The organism is Pseudoalteromonas sp. SG44-8, from assembly GCF_014164125.1.
GTDB classification, from domain to species: domain Bacteria; phylum Pseudomonadota; class Gammaproteobacteria; order Enterobacterales; family Alteromonadaceae; genus Pseudoalteromonas; species Pseudoalteromonas rhizosphaerae.
Map to the genome: position 1 here is coordinate 79684 of NZ_JACJEQ010000009.1, position 17113 is coordinate 96796.

Genomic DNA, 17113 nt, shown 5'->3' on the forward strand with positions numbered 1-17113 from the left:
AGTTTCATATCTACCGTCACCGATATGAGCAATGTAGCAAGTAAAATAGTAGGGCGGTTACCTGTCACCAACATCAAGGGGCGTTGCGGTTAGTAACAGGTAACCTTAGCTGTTTACGTGCGCCACACGTGTTTCAGGGTCGAGAAACAAATCAGTTTATTCCGTACAAGTCGTTGTGCTTTGCGTCTTGTTGATATTGATTATCAGTTAGATCTTATGATCTGTCAACACTCATTTGCAAATAATTCTCATTTATTTTATTTGCTGATAAAAACAACAAATAAAGCACTTTGTTGGCATTAATATTACACAGCCCGACTTCTTGCTGATATTAGATTATTTTGCTTGCTAATGCTTATGGCGTCTTATTACTTGCAATGCGGTTATTTATTTGTTCTACCAATTCTTTATCTTTGCTTCCTTCGCTATTAACTATAAGTAAAAAGTGCTCGCCTTGTTTGTCGATAACTTTAATCACTGTATTATCAAGTTGTGTTCTGCCATAAGTGACTTCGACGCTAGTAACATCCTTAAAGTGTTTTAAGTTTGATTCAAGTTGGCCTTGTTCATTTTGCCAATAGCTAAAAATGTAGTTGTCGCTTATACCATTGCCGTCGTTACGAAAATCTACCCACGCATCGCTGTAAAAATATAAAACATCTTCATCAATAGGTACTAATTGATGGCGTTTTAAGAATTGCATTTGAAATGACCACAATTTATCGCCTTTTACGATAGCAGTACTCGGTAATAAATAGACTTCTTCCAGTAAGCTTAAAAATAAAATAGGTACCCAGATTATGGCGATAACTATATTTCTTACTCGCCATTTAGAATTGTATGCAAGTGCGTCAGATGATTGGTTTAGGTGTTGAATGTAATTAACTAATGGCAGCCATAAAAATGGCAGGATACAAATAGCTATAGTAGTTGCTTCGTCAATACGGGTCATGAGACTTGCCAAAATAACCAGTAACCACGCAATAATTGCCAAGACGTTTGGCATGATTTTATTTTTATTGTGCTGCGTTTGGCTGTGTGCAACTAGCTCTAAATATAAAGAGTAATAAAAAAATATCGCGAAAATCCCGCGAGCAATCGGCATGATATGACTATTTTGCTGTATTTTAATTGCTTTCCAGTTGCGATAACTCCAGTAGTTAATAAAAAGTCCTAAAGTAAAAATACTATAAAGAATAAACTTTGCATTAGTAACTGGGTAAAACTGCGCATCACTAAATGTTGGGCGCTTTGCTGACTCGATACGCCATGCCACAATAAAAAATATCAGTGCGAGCAGGTAAGCAAGTAATACTACAATGATCCAATTATCGTTTAAATCAAAACTGCTAGTGGTATCTGCAGTTACATATTTAACAATGCCAAACTGCGCATTGTCGATTAGCTTGTCTCGTTCGCTCAGGTACAGTTTAATCTGATCAGCTGGAATATGATCTTGTTTGGCGCTAAATGAAAAATCGAGTGTTAATATATTGTCCGTAAAGTGGATATTCTTTTTGAAATTAAAGAACGCATTATCAATTTCACTTTGCTTATTATCAAAGTGCCAATTTGGTTCTTCAAATTTTATTTTAATAGTTGTTTCAATATTATTTGGGTACTTAAAATACAGCGGCGTTGTGCGATTAATTTGATCGGGTTCGTAAACGCTATTTTGTATCTCTGAGGCATAAAAGTCAGCTCTGAGTCCTTCGTCGTCAGGTTGCCAAAAATCATTAATAAGGTAAAACTCGTCACTTAACAGCTCGCCGTTATTTGTATTCTCAGTTACCGTCATCGGCTTATCAATGGCTATGCCTTGAAAATAGCCTTGGTAATATTCTAGGTAATCTTTCGCTATTTTATCGAGTCCATTGCGGGCTAATGAACTGCGTCTATTTACAGCATCAAACTGGCTATATATGTAACTAGTTTGAAATGTTGTTGGCTGTTCAGGTTTAAGAGCTATGGTGTAGTTATCATGTGTTTTAATTGTAATACCATCTACAGGGGGACTCATTTTTGTAAGCTGTTGCTCAAAAGGTTTAACAATCAAGGCATAACCATAATTTGGTTGTGCTAAATGCGCTAAAGTTCCGGTTTGATAGTTTATTGTTGGATCTAGCCAATAACGTTGACCTGCATGCTCAAGCGTGACAATGACATGATCAAATATTTGTGCTGAGGCTGGTAGTTCAATTAACCGTTTACCTTCGTCAGTGTTCACTAATGCAGGATAGGCTTTGATCCCCATTGCTTTAAGTAATGAAATTAGCAGTACGGTTTTGTCTTTACAATCACCATAACGAAGTGCCAGAGTTTCAGATGCCGACGTTGGTTGGTGGGAGTTAGTACCCATCTCCAAGCCTAAATAACGAACCTCGTCTTGACTGAATTTTAATGCAGCGGCGATACGATCGGAGGCTTGTGGATTACTCATGGCTATTTCATCGGCAATGAGTGTTACAGGATCTGTTACTTCTATTGCGGATTGATATAAAGGGGCTGCCCAGTTAGCAACTTCCTGCCATGATTTTAATTCAGAGAAAAAAACCTGTTTATACGGGTTATACCAATATGGTGTTTGGCTTGAAGATGTGATTGTTGCTTGATTGTGTAAGCTGATTTGATAGTCATGACCAACAGCGAGCGGGGTGTCTTTTATGTCAACCTCGCCGTTAATTGTATTGATATAAAGTGGTGTGGGTTTTTGCCATAACACACGCATAAATTGTTGCGCCACCGGTACCGACCAGTTTAATGTGCGAGACGCGCTAAAATGTTGGTAAATAGGGTTGCGGCCAGTAATCGTAAAGCTGTAATCGAGCTGGTCGTTAATGCGCATATCATCAACAATAATATTTAAACTTAGGCTGCCGTTGTAAATTCCATTGGCTAATTCGGTTTCTCGTTGTAAGACCTTAAATTGTGCGCTAGCGAGTTTATTTATGTATTGCCCATCTCGGATAAGGCCAAGACTATTGAGTGTGAGGGTTTGATAACTGGGATCAAAGTCTAAATTAAGTTGGCTAATGTAATCGATGCCAGTTTGGTTCACCGCCTGCATCACAGTACGCGTGAAGCGCTGCTGAGGATGTTGAGCAGATACTTTTATTTGGGTATCAAGTAATCGGTAATAAGTACCATCGACGATTTGGTTGACTGGGATTTCCGTTTTAATCAGTGGCTGTTGTTTCACCCAATCATCTGCAGCTTGGATTTGGTATTCTTGGCTGGTGCTATAAAAACTTATAACTAAAAAACACACACTGAGTGTGAGGCTCGTTAATTGAGTCCATTTCATTATTGTTCTTCTTTTTGGCTGGTTTTAAGTGTCCCTATTGTTGTTAGATTACCAAGCTATGGCTTATAAGCCAATAAAATACAGGGCATTATCTTGGTAAGGTAACTAATACACGAGTACCTTGACCTTCAGGATTGGCTAATAATTGTAACTGACCACCTTGATTACGAATGAGTTCGCGGCTGATCACTAAACCGATCCCCGCGCCTTGCGCTTTTGTTGAATAAAAAGGCACAAATAGGTTTTCAGGATTTGTAATACCAGTGCCGCTATCGAGCAGCTTAATAACAACTTTATCTTTATGTTGTTGCCAGCTAAGAGTAGGTGCGCTACAACCTCCGGCTTCAAAGGCATTTTTAATTAGGTTGATCAGTGCTTGTTCTAACTGGCCTAAATCTACATTGAAGTGCTGAGGTTCAGTTGCTTGAATAACTAACTGTGGAAATAAGGCATGTAATCTCAGATTGATTTGTTTTGTGGTTACGGCTTGCTTATTAGCGGCAGGCAGCTGTGAAAAGGCACTGTAACTGGCTACAAAGTCGAGCAAATGCTGGGCGCGTTTTTCAATCACTTGTAGCATGTCGCTGGCTAAATCAGGTGCATTACTGATCTGTCCTTGCTGCTTCATGATCTGAAGAGACTGACTCATTGAGTAAATCGGTGTGAGGGAGTTTCTAACTTCATGATTAAGTACGCGTATTAATCGCTGCCATACTTGTTGCTCGTTGCTACGTAGTTGTTGCTCAATCGAAAATAATGTCAGTAATTCGTAGCTTCGCCCTGCACGCCAAAATGTTTGTGATGAGATATGAAAACGCTGCTCAAAACATGAATCATCATGTTGTTGCCACATGCCTTGGTTATATATGAGGCCGAGATTATTTGCTGTTAAACCTGCAACGTTAGGAGTGGTTAAACTATTTAAGAATGCTTGATTAGTGAAATAGACTAATCCGTGCGGGTCTAAAATAACAATGGGTAAATCAAGCATGCCAACAAACTCAAATACAAACTCTTCGGTTTGTATGTAATGACGTTTATTTTTAGCAATTTTGTTACTGAGTTTATTAAAGTCGGCTTTTAAGCTTGTAATGCGCCCACCTTGGTATTTGGCTAAGTGCCAGCTATTGCTTTCGTTATTCGCAAGGGCATCAAGTTGTAAGCCAAACCGATCGAGTACATCAGTAACTAGCCGATAACTTTTTAGCGCCGCAAGTACCGTTAGGGTGATCAACGGCAATAATATACTGATACTGGCAAACCAATCTAAATCCCAGCTGATCGTAAGCAAAATACATAACGTCAGCAGGATAAAAACCATCAAATAAAGGTAGCGTTTAAGGTGCTGTTCAAGTGACTGGTTGGTTGGCATTTAACTGTCTGCTTCTTTTAAATCAAGCTGATGCTTATCGATGCGCCTGTAAATAGCTGATTTACTTAATCCTAAAAATTCCCCAGCAGCAATAACATTGCCATTAAATTCAGCCAGTGCTTTTTGGATCATTTGTTTTTCTAGCTCCTCCAGCGGTAATAGCGGTAATGATTGATTGGCTGCTGCGCTATGGCTGATGCTTGCTTCACTACTGGGTTGTGCAAGAATTAAATCACAGGCGCCAATATTGTCGTTGTCGCTCATAATCACGGCTCGCTCAACACAATGGCTAAGCTCTCTTACATTACCAGGCCAATGGTACTGGGTAAGCGCCAGCGTCGCTTCGCCAGTCAGTGTCATGCCGCTGCGCTGATATTTTTTACTGTGTGTTGCCAACAAGTGATTAGCCAGCTCAACGATATCTTCCGGGCGTTCGCGCAGGGGCGGAATGTGTAGTTCAATGGTGTTGAGTCGAAACAGCAAATCGCGGCGAAATTCGCCCTCTTCAATCGCTTTGGCAAGCTCTGCATTGGTTGCAGCAATAATACGAACGTCGGCAATTTTGGTTTGACTGGAGCCGAGCACTTCAAATTCTTGGCTTTCGAGTACGCGCAGCATTTTACTTTGCAACTCCAGCGGCAAAGTGGCTATTTCATCTAAAAATAAGGTACCGCTATTGGCTATTTCAAAGCGGCCTAAGCGGTCTTCTTTGGCATCAGTAAAAGCGCCTTTTTTATGACCAAATAATTCACTTTCAAATAATGATGGGGCAATAGCACCAATGTTTACGCTAACGAAGCGTTGCTCACTGCGGTTTGAATGTTGATGTATGTAATGTGCTAAGAGGCTCTTGCCAGTGCCATTTTCGCCAGTAATTAAAATGCTGGCATTGGTTTGGGCTGCGCGTTTAGCTCGGGCTAATAACTGTTGCATAGTGGCTGACAGGGCAATGTAATTAGCATCGCTGGTGCTATGCAATGCTTTTAAACAAGCATTGTCGTGGTTGGTTTTTTGTTGTTTCAGCTGCTGTTGTACCACCGCAGTTAAGCGCAGGTTGTTCCATGGCTTTTCAACAAAATCGACCGCACCCAACTGCATGGCTTTTACAGCAACATCAACGCTTGCCCATGCGGTCATGACTACCACCGGGATATTAGCGCTCAGGGTATGCAGTTGTTGTAAAAATCGCAGTCCTTCAGCGCCGGATGTGGTGTCGAGTTTAAAGTTCATATCAAGCAAAATAAGGCTTATAGCTGTGCTGCTGATTATTTCCAGCGCCTGCTCTGGGCCTTGTGCTTCAATGCACTGATAGCCAATTTGATTTAATGCCACGATGGCCGCCATGCGTACATCGGCTTGGTCGTCGATAACTAAAATTGTGTCCATTTTGTTCTTCTTGTTTCAAGCAAAAGCAAATTGCTTTACTTTTGCTTGGTTATCACATCATATTGCTTAGTCGTTACGAAGCGCAGCCATGGGTTTTGCTTTAATTAACAGTAATAATGGCCTAAAACACGCGAACATGGCAATAATTAAGGTAATTGTCCATGCCATTAATTGCAGCCGGACATCCATGATTAGCCATGACATTAGCTGTTCTTGAAGTATAAAATAACCAGCTAACACGGTTATTATTGCAAGGGCAAAGCCAACCAGCACAGGGATCACCGCTTCTTTGCTCATTAATTTAAATAAGCGTATCTTTTTAGCGCCGAGCGCCATGCGAATACCAAACTCATAACGGCGCAGACCTAGGTTATAGCTCAGCACGCCAAAGATACCTATTGCTGCTAATAATAGAGTAAATAATGCCAAGGTACTACACAGTGCTACTGTTAGGTGGCTCATATACAATAAATCATCGTACTCTTGTTGTAAGTCTCTAAATTGCCATAAAGTTAAGTGACTATTGGCTTTTCTTAATAAACTTAAAACTTGCTTGCTGGTCAGCTCAACACCTTGCTCTGTTTCAATAACAAACATATAGCTCCAAGGCTGTGCGGGCCACCACATGTGCCGACCAAATGATTCGTCGTAGTATTTAGGGTGGTTAAAGTCCTCCGTTATACCGACAATTTCAAACATTTTATCTTCAAGGCCTTTGTAGCTTTTACCGATAACATTTGTGTACTCCTGGTCGGGTAATAGCCATTTAGCGACACTGATAGATACCAATAACTCGTTAGTTTCACCGCGCATAGCTTGCTCACTAAAAGTACGCCCAGCGAGTATTTTTGTGCCCACTAAATCAAAGTAATCAGGCCCGACCCACTGGCTTGGAAAGAAGATTGAGCTTTTACCTGCAACATCGGTTAGGGTATTGGCATTTTGCCTTGCTGACACTGGGCTTTGCCCAAGAGCAACACCTTTAATGCCTTCGCTATTTTGTAATACTTTTTGATACTGCTTAATTTGCTCGTAGCGCTCAGCCAGTGTTGCATTGTTATTGGTTTGAAATAACTGTGCAAAGTACAGGTTTTCAGTGTCGCTACCCAGTGGGCGATTAATGGTGTCGAGTGCTTTGCTAACAATCATAATTGAAAAGCTAACTAATAAGGCTGCCACAAACATTTGTGTGCCAATTAGTATACGCACAGTACGACCAGATACTTGCGACACGCCGCCTTTGCCACTGTTTTGCATTTGGCTATTTAAGGTTTTGTAGTTAACTAAACGTGCAGTGATCACTGAGAATATGTACGCTAAAGCAATACACATAACTACCGCTATCAGCACCAAATTAAGGTCAACAGCCAAGCTGTTCACCAGTGGCAAGCGTCCTTCTGCAAGTACTTTGAATAATCGAATGCCCCAAATAGATAAAAACAGTGCAATGCTGACCGATATACTCATTAAAATGAGTGATTGCAGTAAAATGCTGCTAAATAAAGTTTTACGTTTTGCGCCCAGTACAGCTTGCAGCGCTAAGGTTTTATGCTGTGCTAATGCGCGTGAAAAAAACAAGGTGCTGACGTTTAGTACAGCGATGACCAATAGCCCCACCGCGCCTGCAAGCATCATTAAACTAAGTTGATCGTTATTGCCAAGCTCAACTTCACGATACGGTGTTACAACGGGCTTTACATCAGTAATGCCGCCATTATTGAGCCACTCAGATTTAATGTTATCAATTTGGGCTTTTAAGTCGGTTTTTACTTGCTCGTTAGTGACGCCAGGCTTTAATACTGCAATCAGTTTTAAGTTTCTAAACGTGTTGGTCCACGGGCTTTGCCAGTCATCATTATGGAAAAATCGACGGTCAGAACTGGTTGGATACCACACATCAACAGAGCCCGCTTTAATCATGTAAGGTGGGCTGAAATTAGCCGCTACAACCCCCGTTATTATATGCCCATCACCTTCAATCTCACTGGCTGTTTTTAAGGGCTTACCAATTACATCAGGGTCACTATTAAAATGTTCTTTCCAGAACTTCTCTGAAATGACCGCGCTATTATCAGCTTCTTCTAAAGTTCCGCCCTTTTTAAAGCCATGTCCGAGTAAAAAAGGAGTATGTAGGAGCTCAAAATATTCACCACCGACATACAGCACATCCTTTTTTGGTTGGCCGTCTAAGTATAAAAAAACATTTTCAGCGGCATTCATCATAAAAGCTTGCTCAAAGCTTTGATTGTTTTTAAGCCAGTGCACCATCGATTGATAACTTTGAAAGCCAACCGCATCGTAGTCGTCATAGGTTAGGCTTTGCTCAACCACCACCATGCGGGTTTCGTCAAATACATCAAGGGGTTTTAAAAAGTAACTATTTACTAGGCTTAGCACTACAAATAAGGTCGCGAGAGTGAGCGCCAAGGTGGCTACAACGGCGGTAACAAACCCCGGTGCGTTCATCAGTGATGCCCACGCCAAGCGCAGTTGACTACGTGTTTTAGTTAAACGGCTCATGTTAAATCACCTCGGCAGTATCAGCGGATACAGCGCTGGTATTTTCAGTGTGCGTATCTTGGCGTGCTTGCGAATACGAGATAATTTCGCCATCGAGTAGTTTTAGCTGAGTTTTTGCGCGTCCTGCGTAACGTAAATCATGGGTTACCATACAAATGGTAGTGCCTTTTTGATTCAGTGCGTCGAGCAAGTCCATCACTGCATCACCATTTTTAGAGTCAAGGTTACCGGTTGGCTCATCAACCAATAAAATACTGGGTTTACCGGCAAGGGCGCGGGCAATAGCAATACGTTGTTGTTGCCCACCAGAGAGCTGATTAGGTTTATGTTGGGCGCGGTGCCCCATTTCAACCTCATCAAGAGCATGCTTTACTGCGCTCTGAATATCAGCTTGGCTCATAGCAGGCTCACGATAGGTCAGCGGCAATGCTACGTTATCAAACACCGAAAGTTCATCTATTAAATTAAATGACTGAAAAATAAAGCCAATATGTAAATTACGCAGCTCTGCCTGTTGGTCCATGTCGAGGGTGTTGGTATCGACGTTTTTAATAAAATATTGCCCCTCGGTAGGGCTGTCTAGCAAGCCAAGTAAAGATAACAGCGTTGATTTACCACAACCTGATGGGCCACTAATGCAAATATAATCGCTTTGATTTATTTCAAGGTCGATATTTTTGAGGGCGTAGGTTTCAACATTTTGGCTGCGATAAACCTTGGCGATATTTTTTAATGAGATAAGTGTATTGGTGTTCATAAACTTTCCTGTTCTATTTTTATAGTTGCCAAATGCTGCCATTTAGAGAGATCTGAAATGATCAGCTGTTCACCCACTTTAGCGCCGCTCAGCAGTTGAATTTTGTTATCACTGAGTGTACCAAATTCAATTTGCGTGGGGTGTGCTAAATGGGTAGTCGGGTTAAGTTTAAAAAGCGTAGCGTCAGTATCGGCTTGCACTTTGGTGGGTAAGTTAACGGTGAGTGCATTGGGTATGACGTGGCTTATTACATACCCTTCAATACTTAAATCTGGGCGTGCGTTAGCTGGCAACGAACCTGTTAAATCAAGTTCAATCATCACGCGGCCATCACTGACGATAGGGTCAATACGGGTGACAGTTGCGATTACTTCGCCACTATTACCCGTGCTAAACGTGTTTACTCTTGCTGGCATATTTAAAGCTATTTTTTCTGCATCGCTTTGTTGCACACTAAGCTCAGCCTTGAGAGCGGTATCTGAGCCTACTATGGCGAGGCGTGTACCTGGTGTAAGGTTTTGACCAAGCTCTACATTAAGCTCTTGCAGCATGCCGTCAATGCCGGCGGTGACCTGTAAGTCATCAAAGGCTTGCTGTTGTACTTGATAGTTCAATTCAAATTGGCTTAATAGCTCTTGTTGAATTTTACTGCGCTGATGGTGCATATCGGCTAATTGGACTAAGCGTTGCTTTTCAATATCAACACGTTGCTCTAGTTGCTTCACGGTTAATAAACTGCGCTTGTAATCAAGGCTTGAAACAATGCCTTGCTCGATTAATTTACTTTCGGCCTGTGCACGCAGTTGGGCACTTTCAAGCTCGCTTTTTAAAATAGTCAGGCTTGCTTGGCGCTCTAATAGCTGACTCTTTTGATTGATTATTTGTTCGTTAGCGCTGGCTTTTTGTCTTGCCAATTCGAGCCGTGCGACTGATAAACGTTGCGCTTGTAGTGGATTTACCAGGGTTAAAATAACGGTGTCTTTATTGACGCGGGTGCCGGGGTATACATGAATAGCTTCGACCATGGCGCTATCGGTATTGGTTAAATAACGCTGATACTTTGATTTTAAACGGCCAAAGCCACGTATTTTTATTACAAAATCAGCTTGAGTTACGGTGGCTATTTGCAGTTGATTAGCCGCCAATGTGGTAGGTGCTAGCCATGAGTAAATCAGCCAAATAATAAGCGCTATGCTAATAAGTAAGGTGCCAAATATGAGTTTTTTACGCTGACTCGGTTTGGTGCTGCGTTTTAAGGTGCTATCTATATCCATGGCATTGGTAATTTGTTGTTAAGGCAATTGAATAGCCTAAAGCGAATAACATGCCAAACTATAAGTGATTGAAATTGCTTGGTTTGCTTTTTTATTGTTAGAAGCAGTTTCCCAGCTTTGGGAAAATAAAATTAAAAGTGGGAGTGTGGCTTATAGGGCTTAATAAATATACTTGGAATGGTCGTGGCTATTAGGTTTTTTAATTCTTTTTGTTCATTTAGTTTATTTGTTTTTTCAGGTACATAGCGCTATTTTTCTTTTAAACACACCCTCCCATTGCCCGCAAACTGATAAGTGATAAAAATGAGCCAATTTATAAATAACCTTAGCTTTCGAGTTAAATTTGCTATTCCTGTCGTCGTCGCCTTAGTTATTTTTTCGGTGTTGTCGGGTTACGTGTTGTATACGTTTAAAGAGCAAGCTCGACTTAACAGTTTTATAAGCTTAGAGGTGCGAACGGTGCTGGACGATCTTGAAGACGGCTATCGTGATCTCTTTCAGGTGAAAACGGCAGGTTTGAGCATGGTGCTAGGACAAGGCGACAAACAAAACTATATAGTACAGCTTGCAGAGTACCGAGATAATATAGTCCGTATCGACGCGCGCCTTTCTAGCCCATTAAAGCTGGTGAAGTCTGGCTACATTGATGCGATCAATGCACAGCGGGTTACGAATATCAAAGCCGATGTCGCTATTTGGTCTCGTTACTACCAAGCACTTTTTAGTGATCACCAGCTTGCGGCTAGTTACTTAGCTGAGCATAAACAAGATATGGAAGCAGTGTTAGCGCGTATTCGCAAAAATGTTACTAGCATGCGTGATGAAATAGATGCCAAACTTACAAATTCTTTAATTGAAGTAACCGCTAACCAAGAGTCTGCTAGCTTTGCTTTGCAGTTTGGTATTGTATTGAGCTTTGTTTTATCAATAGCTGCAACTTGGCTGCTGTCTACCGTTATTTTGGCGCCGTTAAAGAAAATGCAGTTAGCATTAGAAAACATAGCTAGTGGCCAAGGCGATCTCACGCAACGGTTAAACAGTGAGTCAAACGATGAAATGGGTGCGCTTGCGCGTTCGTTTAATACCTTTATCAGTAAAATTCATAACACAGTATTGGCGGTTGTCGGCTCGGCTGAACAGGTGCGCAATGAAACTGAAAGTTTGCGCATTATTACTGCAAGTGTATTAAGTGAAGCCAGTAATCAGCAAATAGAAAGTGAGCAAGTGGCAGCTGCGGTAAATGAAATGAGCACGACCAGTGATAACGTAAGCCAAAACGCTAATGATGCGGCCAGTGCCACAAGTACTGCTAATAATGATGCCAATGTAGCAAAAGCCACAATTGAAGAAACCATTTCGTTAATTAATCAACTGGTGACCGACATTTCGGCATCGAGCGACGTAATAAACACCTTAGAGCAAGATGTAATGAATATCGCCACTGTGCTTGATGTTATCCGTGGTATTGCTGATCAAACAAACTTGTTAGCGTTAAATGCGGCCATTGAAGCCGCGCGCGCGGGTGAGCAGGGGCGAGGCTTTGCTGTCGTTGCTGACGAGGTGCGTTCATTAGCGAGTCGCACGCAAGATAGTACCGGAGAGATCAACGCCATGATTGAAAAGCTCCAACAAGGCACCAATCAAGCGGTTGGTGCAATGCAAGCCAGTACCAAAAGCGGTCAACAAACGATTGAGCACTCTCGCGGTGCCGCGCAATCGGTGCAGCGTATTAATGACGCAGTTACCATTATTAACGATATGAACATGCAAATTGCCACCGCTGCCACGCAGCAAAGCCAAGTGAGTGAAGATGTGAATATCAATGTGCAACGTATCGCTACATCAAGTGGCAATATGCTAGACAAAGTGGATCAGGCTGAGCGTGCATGCCAAGCATTGGCACAGCAGTGTCAACAGTTAGACAACCTAGTAAGCAACTTTAAAGTATAAGTATTATCAAGGGGGGGAATTATTTATCACCCCTTAATATGCCTCTTTTAGCTAAACCTCAATAAATAATCAATTACTATCAACGAGTTATGAAACTGTAGTTTTGTGCATATTGTGCGTGATTTTTATGCGCTAAATGCATTTTAAGCAGATCAATGCAGCTTAAATTCTAAACATTTCGTTAATCTGACGTTAACACTATGCTCGAAGACAGATAGCAGTGTGTAGTCGCTCATCTAACGACAACAAAATCATCAACAGGTGTGGAGAGAACAACCAATGAAAGCAAGTAACACACAATTGGCTTTAGCCATTGCAGCAGCGCTAGCAAGTACCTCAGCATTCGCTGCCAATGACACTGAAAAATTACAGCAGCAACTAGATGAACTACAAAAAGAAGTCGCTGCGCTGAAGAAGTCTAGCGGCTTTAATTTGGAATTTGGTGGTCGAGTGCAACTTGATTACAACTATTTTGATGGTGCATATAACGCGAATAATGACGGTGATGCGGGCGGTGATTTTTTTGCGCGTCGTATCCGTACTTATGTTGAAAGTGAGCATGGTAACTGGGATCACAAGTTACTGCTTGAATTTGCCGAAGGTACAGCAGAAATCGTGATGGCGCGAGTTCGTTATAATTTCGATAATGGTCTAAAAATTAAAGCGGGTAAAATCCGTGAAGACATCACTTTAAATGGCTTAACGAGCTCTAAGCATACCAATACTATAGAGCGCAGTACGCTAGCCAATACTTTTTCGCCGTTCTTCCGTTGGGGAGCGTCAGCGTCTCAATACTTTAAAGACAGTGGTTTTCGTTATGCCGTTGGTGTTTATAAAAATGATGCCTTTGGTGCGACGGGTCATGACGAAGATGATCAACTAACACTCGCTGCAACGGGACGTGTTACTTGGTCAAGCGCAGCCCCAGGCGATGTGATTCATTTAGGTGCGTGGCATTCATACCGTGATATGGGTGGTAACGAGTTAGGTGCGCGCTTTGCCCGTGGCGAAATACGTGAAGCCAATGTACGTCTTGTTGATTATGCGGTGGGTGGTAATGCCGTGGCATTGGATAGTTTGTCGCAAAGTGGTCTTGAGTTTGCGTATCAAGCTGATGCATTAACGCTAGAGGCTGAATACGCAAGCCGCACACTCGATGCTGTTAATGGCGCCGACCCGCTTGATGGCGAGCGTTATGATGGTTTTCATGTATCAGCGAGCTACTTCTTAGGTGGTGAGCAACGCAGGTACAAAGCCGGTTCAGCATTATTTGTACAACCTAAAGGCATTAAAGATGCGTGGGAGCTTGTCGCCCGAGTATCACAAATGGATGCAACAAGTAGCACGCAAGGTACTGAAGTAACTACTTATACCCTAGGCACATCCTATTATATCAGCAGCGATATCAAATTTATGGGCAACTTGATCTACAGCGATGTAGAGGGTCCAGGCGCAACTGCGTTAGTGGGTGATGAAGACTCAGGTATGGGCTTTAGTGCGCGCATGCAGTATTTATTTTAGGAGTAAATTGAGATGAACTTACTTAAAAAATCATTTAAATCATTTAAAACTACGGTACTTGCGGCATCGTTAGTACTAAGCAGTCCGTTTGCTATGGCTGACATTCACTTTTTAGTACCGGGCGGCCCTGGTGGCGGCTGGGATACCACAGCACGCGGTGTGGGTGAAGGTTTAGTGAAAGCGGGTATTGAAGATAATGCGTCTTTTCAAAATATGTCGGGCGGCGGCGGTGGCCGTGCAATCGCTTATCTGATTGAGTCTGGTACTAAAAAAGGCGATATCTTAATGGTTAACTCAACACCTATCGTGTTGCGGGCACTAACCGGTAAAATTCCTTACAGCTACCGTGATTTAACTCCCGTTGCCAGTATGATTGCCGACTACGGTGCATTTGTAGTACGTAACGATTCGCCATTTAAAACCTGGCAGGATGTGATCGCAGCAATGAAAGAAGATTCAGGCTCTGTAAAAGTAGCTGGTGGCTCTGCACGTGGCAGCATGGATCACTTAGTTGCAGCGCAAGCAGTTAAAGCGGCAGGCCTTGACGGACGTCGTTTGCGTTATATCCCTTATGACGCGGGTGGTAAAGCCAAAGCAGGGTTGTTATCTGGCGAGGTTAACTTACTTTCTACCGGACTTAGCGAAGCGTTAGAAGTCGCTAATGGCGGTCAAGCACGCATTCTAGCTGTGACCTCTGGTGAGGCACTACCAGATTATCCACAAATTCCAACCTTAAAATCACTTGGTTATGATATGGAGTTTGTTAATTGGCGTGGTTTCTTTGCGGCACCTAATTTACCGGCTGATAAACTTGCAGAATACACCGAGAAGTTACGTAAATTACAAACCACTCCAGAGTGGGAAGTAGTCCGTGCACGTAACGGTTGGTTAAACCTATTCCAAGAAAAAGATCAATTTATAAAGTCACTTGAACAGCAAGAAGCACAGCTTAAAGTTGTTATGGAAGAACTCGGCTTTATTCGTACGTCACGTTAATCGAGGCTTTTATGTTGAATCGCGAACTACTAGGGCCAAGTTTATTCTTGGCGCTATTTACCCTCTACGCCATTGTTGCATGGCAAATTCCGTTACTCCCATTTGAAGAGTATGAAACGGTTACTTCTGCCACCTTACCTAAAGTATATGCGGCATTTGGTATTATCGTTTGTCTGCTTTCTATCGGGGCTACTTTACTTAAACCAACTGCAGCCGTTGATGAAGATAATGCGCTCGAAAAGTCACATGTATTGCGAACAATCGGGTTGCTTATATTGATGGTGATATATAGCGCAGCGCTTGAGCCTATTGGCTTTTTAATCTCAACCAGTGCGTTTTTATTAGTTGGCTTTTTTGTTATGGGTGAGCGCCGCAAGGCTATTCTCTTATTGGCCTCTATCCCTGTTGCTGTAGTGTTTTGGTTTTTAATGACCCAAGTGCTCGGTATTTATTTGGTTCCTGGCAACCTGTGGAGTTAAGTTATGTTTGATGGAATTATGCTGGGCTTGTCGACCGTACTCGACTGGAACAATTTATTGTATGTAATAGTGGGTTGTTTTGTTGGTACCTTTATCGGCATGCTTCCGGGGCTTGGGCCAATTACTGCTATTGCGTTAATGATCCCAATTACTTATAGCATTGGTGCCGATTCAGGGATGATTCTGATGGCGGGGGTGTATTACGGTGCAATTTTTGGCGGTTCAACATCATCTATTTTAATTAATGCCCCTGGGGTGGCGGGTACAGTTGCGTCCTCCTTTGATGGCTATCCGCTGGCTAAACAAGGTCATGCTGGCAAAGCATTGGCGATAGCCGCTTACTCCTCCTTTATCGGCGGAACCATAGGCGCAATTTTATTGATGGTTGCAGCCCCCTTGTTGGCAAAAGTATCGCTGAGTTTTCAATCTCCAGATTACGTTGTACTGATGTTTTTAGGTTTAACAGCGATCGCGGCGTTTTCTAATAAAGGGCAATTTTTAAAAGCCATGATGATGACAGTATTTGGCTTAATGCTCGCGACTGTGGGGATTGATCCATCATCTGGTACTGAGCGTTTTACGTTAGGCCAAGCTGACTTACTTGATGGCATTAGCTTTTTATTAGTGGCAATGGCTACTTTTGCACTGGCTGAGGCGCTTATTAATGTAGTGCGTCCAGAGAAAAAAGAAACTAAAAGTATTAATGATTCAGACACACCGCAAATCGGTTCAACTAAATTGACCAAAGAAGAGATCAAAGACATTGCGCCAGTTATTGGCCGCTCGTCTATACTTGGTTTTATTGTTGGCGTATTGCCGGGTGCAGGTGCCACTATCGCTAGCTTTATGGCGTATGCGACGGAACGTAACTTAGCGCCTAAAGGCTTAAAAGAAAAGTTTGGTAAAGGTTCATTACGAGGCTTGGCAGCACCGGAGTCAGCGAACAATGCTGCGTGTACCGGTTCATTTGTACCATTACTTACATTAGGTATTCCAGGCTCGGGTACGACTGCTATTATGTTAGGTGCCTTAATTGCTTACGGTATTCAGCCAGGTCCAATGCTGATGCAAGAAAACCCAAGTGTATTTTGGGCGGTTATCGTTAGCATGTATTTTGGTAACATCGTATTGCTGATTTTGAATCTTCCTTTGATACCATATTTTGCAAAAGTATTAGCGATGCCAAAATCAGTATTAACGATAATGATTTTGTTCTTCAGCTTAATTGGCGTGTATTTAGTTTCCTTTAATACCTTTGATTTATTTATGATGGTTGGCTTTGCTGTGGTGGCGTTGGTATTACGATTACTGGCTTTCCCAATGGCACCATTACTATTAGGCTTTATTTTAGGCGACATGATTGAGCGTAACTTCCGTCGTTCAATGATGATCTCGGATGGTTCATTAAGCTTCTTATGGGAACGCCCACTAACATTGAGCATTTTTATTATCTCAATATTAGTGTTGTTATTTCCATTAAAAGACTTTATAACCCAACGCCGGGCAGATAAAGCGGCGCTTAAAGTGAAGCAAGAGCATGCATAATTGAGGTAA

Annotated in this window: 11 protein-coding genes; 5 read left to right on the top strand and 6 right to left on the bottom strand. The window is 42.2% G+C overall.

Annotated features, from left to right (window positions below):
* Positions 1-355: 355 nt before the first annotated feature.
* The 6 genes from H5163_RS09655 to H5163_RS09680 form a co-directional block, all read right to left on the bottom strand.
* Positions 356-3304, bottom strand: coding sequence for a DUF3857 domain-containing transglutaminase family protein (locus tag H5163_RS09655; protein WP_182735017.1), 2949 nt, complete (start codon positions 3302-3304; stop codon positions 356-358).
* 88 nt (positions 3305-3392) lie between these two features.
* Positions 3393-4676 (bottom strand): PAS domain-containing sensor histidine kinase, encoded by a 1284-nt coding sequence (locus H5163_RS09660; protein ID WP_182735018.1) that lies wholly within the window; start codon positions 4674-4676, stop codon positions 3393-3395.
* The gene (locus H5163_RS09665; protein ID WP_182735019.1) at positions 4677-6062 is read right to left on the bottom strand and encodes a sigma-54 dependent transcriptional regulator; all 1386 of its coding nucleotides are present in this window, start codon (positions 6060-6062) and stop codon (positions 4677-4679) included.
* A gap of 66 nt (positions 6063-6128) precedes the next feature.
* Positions 6129-8582, bottom strand: a complete 2454-nt coding sequence (locus H5163_RS09670; RefSeq protein ID WP_182735020.1) for an ABC transporter permease — start codon at positions 8580-8582, stop codon at positions 6129-6131.
* A gap of 1 nt (position 8583) precedes the next feature.
* Complete coding sequence (locus H5163_RS09675) at positions 8584-9339, bottom strand: ABC transporter ATP-binding protein (protein ID WP_182735021.1); 756 nt, start codon at positions 9337-9339, stop codon at positions 8584-8586.
* Positions 9336-10613, bottom strand: a complete 1278-nt coding sequence (locus tag H5163_RS09680; RefSeq protein WP_145240305.1) for an efflux RND transporter periplasmic adaptor subunit — start codon at positions 10611-10613, stop codon at positions 9336-9338. The genes H5163_RS09675 and H5163_RS09680 overlap by 4 nt, the downstream gene beginning before the upstream one ends.
* 303 nt (positions 10614-10916) lie before the next feature.
* On the opposite strand from H5163_RS09680, the gene H5163_RS09685 reads away from it, so the two are divergent.
* From H5163_RS09685 to H5163_RS09705, 5 genes are all read left to right on the top strand, one after another.
* A complete protein-coding gene (locus tag H5163_RS09685) occupies positions 10917-12563 on the top strand; it encodes a methyl-accepting chemotaxis protein (protein ID WP_182717510.1) in 1647 nt (548 codons plus the stop codon).
* A gap of 279 nt (positions 12564-12842) precedes the next feature.
* A complete protein-coding gene (locus H5163_RS09690; protein WP_145240101.1) occupies positions 12843-14084 on the top strand; it encodes an OprO/OprP family phosphate-selective porin in 1242 nt (413 codons plus the stop codon).
* A 12-nt stretch (positions 14085-14096) separates the two neighbouring features.
* Positions 14097-15080 carry a tripartite tricarboxylate transporter substrate binding protein gene (locus H5163_RS09695; protein WP_145240099.1) on the top strand — a complete coding sequence of 328 codons (984 nt, stop codon included), beginning with the start codon at positions 14097-14099 and terminating at the stop codon, positions 15078-15080.
* 11 nt (positions 15081-15091) lie between these two features.
* A complete protein-coding gene (locus H5163_RS09700) occupies positions 15092-15559 on the top strand; it encodes a tripartite tricarboxylate transporter TctB family protein (RefSeq protein ID WP_145240097.1) in 468 nt (155 codons plus the stop codon).
* A 3-nt stretch (positions 15560-15562) separates the two neighbouring features.
* Positions 15563-17104: a tripartite tricarboxylate transporter permease gene (locus H5163_RS09705; RefSeq protein WP_145240095.1), complete on the top strand. Its 1542-nt coding sequence runs from the start codon at positions 15563-15565 to the stop codon at positions 17102-17104.
* Positions 17105-17113: the final 9 nt, after the last annotated feature.

Coding starts and splice junctions, on each gene's coding strand:
- H5163_RS09655 (WP_182735017.1), bottom strand. CDS start 3,304: ATGAAATGGACTCAATTAACGAGCCTCACACTCAGTGTGTGTTTTTTA.
- H5163_RS09660 (WP_182735018.1), bottom strand. CDS start 4,676: ATGCCAACCAACCAGTCACTTGAACAGCACCTTAAACGCTACCTTTAT.
- H5163_RS09665 (WP_182735019.1), bottom strand. CDS start 6,062: ATGGACACAATTTTAGTTATCGACGACCAAGCCGATGTACGCATGGCG.
- H5163_RS09670 (WP_182735020.1), bottom strand. CDS start 8,582: ATGAGCCGTTTAACTAAAACACGTAGTCAACTGCGCTTGGCGTGGGCA.
- H5163_RS09675 (WP_182735021.1), bottom strand. CDS start 9,339: ATGAACACCAATACACTTATCTCATTAAAAAATATCGCCAAGGTTTAT.
- H5163_RS09680 (WP_145240305.1), bottom strand. CDS start 10,613: ATGGATATAGATAGCACCTTAAAACGCAGCACCAAACCGAGTCAGCGT.
- H5163_RS09685 (WP_182717510.1), top strand. CDS start 10,917: ATGAGCCAATTTATAAATAACCTTAGCTTTCGAGTTAAATTTGCTATT.
- H5163_RS09690 (WP_145240101.1), top strand. CDS start 12,843: ATGAAAGCAAGTAACACACAATTGGCTTTAGCCATTGCAGCAGCGCTA.
- H5163_RS09695 (WP_145240099.1), top strand. CDS start 14,097: ATGAACTTACTTAAAAAATCATTTAAATCATTTAAAACTACGGTACTT.
- H5163_RS09700 (WP_145240097.1), top strand. CDS start 15,092: ATGTTGAATCGCGAACTACTAGGGCCAAGTTTATTCTTGGCGCTATTT.
- H5163_RS09705 (WP_145240095.1), top strand. CDS start 15,563: ATGTTTGATGGAATTATGCTGGGCTTGTCGACCGTACTCGACTGGAAC.